This window comes from Pseudomonas sp. K5002 (genome assembly GCF_013386655.1).
Lineage (GTDB): Bacteria > Pseudomonadota > Gammaproteobacteria > Pseudomonadales > Pseudomonadaceae > Aquipseudomonas.
Window position 1 is genome coordinate 1 of the sequence record NZ_JACARK010001223.1, and the last position, 1,346, is coordinate 1,346.

The following is a 1,346-nucleotide window of genomic DNA, read 5'->3' on the forward strand; positions in this document are numbered from 1 at the left end:
CAAGACCCTGCTCGCCCAGGCCCGGCAACGCCCCAACATCGAACTGCTGGAACAGCGGGTCGCCGTCGACCTGATCACCGAAAAGCGCCTTGGCCTGCCGGGCGAACGCTGCCTCGGCGCCTACGTGCTCAACCGGGCCAGCGGCGAAGTCGACACCTACGGCGCGCGCTTCACCATTCTCGCCTCGGGCGGCGCAGCGAAGGTCTACCTCTATACCAGCAACCCCGACGGCGCCTGCGGTGACGGCATTGCCATGGCCTGGCGTTCGGGCTGCCGGGTGGCGAACCTGGAATTCAACCAGTTCCACCCCACTTGCCTGTATCACCCGCAGGCCAAGAGCTTCCTGATCACCGAAGCCCTGCGCGGCGAAGGCGCACACCTGAAGCTGCCCAACGGCGAACGTTTCATGCAGCGCTTCGACCCACGAGCAGAACTGGCCCCGCGGGACATCGTCGCCCGGGCCATCGACCATGAAATGAAGCGCCTGGGCATCGACTGCGTCTACCTGGACATCAGCCACAAGCCCGAAGCCTTCATCAAGACCCATTTCCCGACGGTCTACGAGCGCTGCCTGGCGTTCAATATCGACATCACCAAGGGCCCGATCCCGGTCGTCCCGGCGGCGCACTACACCTGCGGCGGCGTGATGGTCGACCAGAACGGCCGCACCGACGTGCCCGGCCTGTACGCCATTGGCGAAACCAGCTTCACCGGCCTGCACGGCGCCAACCGCATGGCCAGCAATTCGTTGCTGGAGTGTTTCGTGTACGCCCGCTCCGCCGCCGCCGACATCCTTGAACAGCTGCCGCGCATCCCGGTGCCGGCCGCCCTGCCCCGCTGGGACGCCAGCCAAGTGACCGATTCGGACGAAGACGTGATCATCGCCCACAACTGGGACGAGTTGCGGCGCTTCATGTGGGACTACGTGGGCATCGTGCGCACCAACAAGCGCCTGGCGCGGGCGCAGCACCGGGTTCGACTGTTGCTGGATGAGATCGACGAGTTCTACAGCAACTATAAAGTCAGCCGCGACCTGATCGAGCTGCGCAACCTGGCCCAGGTGGCGGAACTGATGATCCGCTCGGCCATGGAGCGCAAGGAAAGCCGGGGATTGCATTACACCCTCGACTACCCGCAAATGCTGCCCGAAGCGCGCGACACTATTCTGGTGCCAACCACCTACGGCGGCTGAACTTCAAGCGCACCCGCAGGCGCCGATGCACATCGGTAGCCTGCGAATCCCGTGGCACGCAGATCGAACGCACCCGCCAGTCACCCTGCACCCGAAAGCGCAGCACCACGATCAACGGCAACGCCAGGCTGTCGGGGCGCAGTTGCACGCTGTG

At 65.1% G+C, this 1,346-nt stretch carries 1 protein-coding gene and 1 pseudogene; one reads left to right on the forward strand and one right to left on the reverse strand.

Going from position 1 to position 1,346, the window contains the following annotated elements; all coding sequences use genetic code 11:
• A partial coding sequence (gene nadB / locus HX846_RS35100; protein WP_178967244.1) for an L-aspartate oxidase occupies window positions 1-1,192 on the forward strand: 1,192 nt, incomplete at its 5' end.
• On the opposite strand, the pseudogene HX846_RS35105 reads toward nadB, so the two are convergent.
• Window positions 1,161-1,346: pseudogene (locus HX846_RS35105) on the reverse strand (hypothetical protein); the annotation flags it as partial. The gene nadB and the pseudogene HX846_RS35105 sit on opposite strands and share 32 nt — an antisense overlap.